The sequence below is a fragment of the Paenibacillus sp. P4_A7 genome, assembly GCF_056402455.1.
This window is the reverse complement of record NZ_JBFUHJ010000535.1, coordinates 1-3,515: the sequence shown is the minus strand read 5'-3', so window position 1 is coordinate 3,515 and position 3,515 is coordinate 1. Positions and strand designations below refer to the sequence as shown.

3 protein-coding genes and 1 pseudogene are annotated in these 3,515 nt (G+C 44.6%); all 4 read right to left on the bottom strand.

The annotated features are described in order from the left end of the window. Window positions 1-47: 47 nt before the first annotated feature. Entirely contained in the window at window positions 48-1,718 is a 1,671-nt protein-coding gene (locus tag AC1DWN_RS30530) for a sensor histidine kinase (protein ID WP_477562618.1), read from the bottom strand. Window positions 1,719-1,840: 122 nt separating this feature from the next. Further along, window positions 1,841-2,161, bottom strand: coding sequence for a DUF4091 domain-containing protein (locus AC1DWN_RS30525; RefSeq protein ID WP_477562617.1), 321 nt, complete (start codon window positions 2,159-2,161; stop codon window positions 1,841-1,843). Window positions 2,162-2,297: 136 nt separating this feature from the next. Further along, complete coding sequence (locus AC1DWN_RS30520; protein WP_477562616.1) at window positions 2,298-3,263, bottom strand: metallophosphoesterase family protein; 966 nt, start codon at window positions 3,261-3,263, stop codon at window positions 2,298-2,300. Continuing rightward, a pseudogene (locus AC1DWN_RS30515) lies at window positions 3,260-3,515 on the bottom strand (MFS transporter); the annotation flags it as partial. The pseudogene AC1DWN_RS30515 and the gene AC1DWN_RS30520, both read right to left, overlap by 4 nt.

The window sequence follows — 3,515 nt, the reverse complement described above, 5'->3', positions numbered from 1 at the left end:
CCTTAAGACTTTCAGCTACCCATGCTTCATCATCAACTAGCAGAACCTTATAACACATTCGAAAATTCCCCCTTCGTCGACAGCTTCACCGTTACCCGAGTTCCTTCGCCTTCCTTGCTAGTAATATTAAGTCCATACTCTGAGCCGCAGATAAGCTTGATCCTTACATTTACATTGGCAAAACCGATGCTGTTATCTCCCTCGCCGATCAGCAATCCACCGGGCTCTGCGTCCGACAATGTAGATTGGACCCGCTCCAGTTGAGCTTGATTCATCCCTACCCCATCGTCCTCAATGACGATAATCAAGTCTCTGTACACATCCAGATAAGCACTTATGCTTAATAAACCATGCTTTTCATTTAACTCTAGTCCGTGATAAACCGCATTTTCGACAATTGGCTGCAAAATCATCTTCGGCACATGGCAGTTGCGGGCAAGATCATCGACATCAAATTTCACGCTAAAGCGGGTACCAAAACGCAGCTTTTGAATTTGTAAATATGACTCGACGATAGTTAGCTCCGTGTGCAGGGGAACATTTCCGCCCCCCTTAACGCTGTAATGAAATATACTTCCAAGCAAAGCGGCGGCCTCTCTAATTTCATGAACCCCTTTTACTGCCGCCATTCCTTTGATCATTTCCAGCGTATTATAGAGAAAATGAGGATTAATTTGGCAGCGCAGGTATGCAAGCTCAGCTTTCTTCTTCTCTAGCTGCATGAAGGAAAGCACCGCATTTGTATCCAGAAGCTCTTTGGCTAAGGAATCGTTCTTGTTTAGCAAAATGTTGCTTGTAATAATAGTGAACATTACTGCTACGAAAACAGCTCCAAACACAAATATCCATATAAAAGAAAAGCGAATCGCATTCATGTCGCGCATCARTGCATCTTTAGGGATCATATCTACAATCGAGCCTTTGAGTTCTGGCAAATACTCTATACTAGCGACATACGTAGTGCCGTTCCAATCTATCTCGCTCTTGCTTACACCGGCTTGGTCATATCGCATATTCTCAAACTCAATCCCAATTGTCTGTGAGTCACTGCCAGACAATGCCACTCCCATCTGCTTATCGACAAACATCGAAAGCGCATTCATTTCCGTTGAAAATGGATTGGTTTTCTCCATAAGGACTTGAGGAGCAACAACTAAGAATAACGTACCGATCCTATTAATAAATTGCTCGCCAGGCTGTAAGTATTTGATCTTAACCCCGATAAGAAGCACAATTTCCGTACTGTATTGACTGCCAAAATGCTGTAGCCCATAGTAATGAAAGGCCTGCCCCTGCGCAATTGCTGCGAGAAAAGGTACGGTGGCCCTCTTCCCACCGGCTATATCAATCGAGCGTTCGTCTTCGCCGTGAATGATGATGTCAACGATTCCTTCTTTTAGTGTTCGAGAGTTGATGAGCAGGCTGTCTACTCGTTTAGCATGAATTAAGCTCTGAGCATTTTCCGGCTCTGTCAGAAAGTTCTGTACATCCGGATTGTAAGCAATGTTCGTCATGATTCTCTCAAGAACATCTTTATTAGAATGAACCGTCTGCTTCACTTGCATGAAATGATCGCTCGTATATTTTTCACTGTTTGAGCTAATGATCTTAGCCATTTGCAAATAACTGGTGCATAAGATGAAAAGTAAGACAAAGGTGATGGATAACGCGATTATGGATAACTGTGAACGAATCGAAAGCTTACGCAGCAAGGACACGTCTATCGCTCCATTCTCATGCGTAGGTTGATGAAAATGATGTGGGGGACTCCCAGTTAAGAAATTGATAAATAAAAATATCAAGTACTTAGCTGGAAGTTATCGTGTTAGTTAGCTGTCAATCAGATGGATGCGGCTTCGAGCAATCGACGATGTACTTGCTGAAATGCTGCTGCATCGTTATTTGTTTCTGTGAAGCTCGTCATGCAGGAGTTTACTAGCTCATCCGCTATTTTACGGTCAACTTGAGCTATCTGTTGAAGCAATTCATAATCCTCAATACCCATCCTCATCGACTCCAGCCTCATGCTGAGCCAAGGTCCATCCGTACCCGGATAGACGATATGGGTATCGCCTGAAGGCACCCTTTTGGCGTGAACGCCTGGAACAAGCATAGGATTCGTCAATTCAAATGGATCTTGGCCTTCCAGGTAATAGTTCAATCCCTATCGACAAGCCTCCTCCAAGCGTAAACGGCTGTCGCCATCCTTAGCGGCAAAGCTAACGTTTCGCGGTGAATTATAAGCCTATTATAAGTGTGAAACTTATAAATTCTTATAATTGAACAAGCTTTTATAATTAGTCGGGCTGGTTCGGATGATGCTCAGGCAAAACCGCAATAGTTCCGTCATTTTGGCGAATCCATGTATCGAAATCCCGCTCGCCTGCCTTTAATCGGATAACTCTAGCACCAGTTTCAAAATGGTCCTTGCGGACATCATCAACATAACTCACATATCGCGTAGAGCGGCCATAGCAAAGGCGGATACCATGCAGCGTTCCACTGAAGTCATTCGCATGATCGTGACCAACAAACGTCCCCATAACATCTCCCATCTCCACCATCGCCGAGAAGAAACCGGAATTGATTCGCGGAGAGCTCACTCCCTCATAGCAGTGTCCCAGGCAAGTATGGTTATCCCATACCTCTTGATACTCTGGCAGGGGAATATGAAAGAACGCCAATGCTGGTAAGGGCGAATCGTTGTTCAATGACGTCAATTTCTGCGATTCGGAGACATACCATTCAATTTGGTCTCTTCGAATCCAGTCATAGCCTCCTACAGATGGGTTAGCTGAATAATCACCGCTGTCGAGGAAATACAAAGCAGCGGCTGTTTCATCATTTTGGTCCAGAAGAGTAATGATATAATTACCTGATCCGCTTACATGAGGCGGATCTACTTCAGCGACACAGTAGCTGTGGGCTAGCTGTTCTTCATGCATTCGCTCACGAGGAACGGCTCCTTCTGAATCATGATTGCCGAATACAGCCGCCCATGGTATGCGGCTCTCCTCAGCTACAGCGACAGCATCGCGTAAGGATTGAATAGGATCATTTCCTCTGGCGCTTGCTGTAACATCACCGGCAAATACGATTAGATCCGGCTTCTCTTGTTTGATAACGCTTTCCATTGTCGCCCTCGTCATGCGATTAAATTCCGGTGTATCCGGGTCATAATCTCCTGCGTCTATAAACTCCACATCGGAGAATTGGACAATGACGAAGGTACCATCCTCACGAAATTTCATTTTTTTACTCATCCGGCTAATCTCCGTTCTAAAATAGATTCCTTGCGATACCACCATGCAATTAACAGAAAGATAACCGAACAAACGATGTAAGTGGATAACAAGCCATTTTGACTTCCAAGTACCCAGTAAATGAGTGTTGGACCTATCGCTGCTCCCAAATCAGTTGAAACCGAATAAGCCGTCATTACTTTGATTACGGATGAATGCCGCGCTGCATCAGTAGCCATTGCATCCGTAATTGTGGTCAAGAATGTGCTAGTC

What these genes read in the sequence shown, in the direction of transcription:
- AC1DWN_RS30520 (WP_477562616.1), bottom strand. Translation starts at nt 3,263, where the DNA reads ATGAGTAAAAAAATGAAATTTCGTGAGGATGGTACCTTCGTCATTGTC.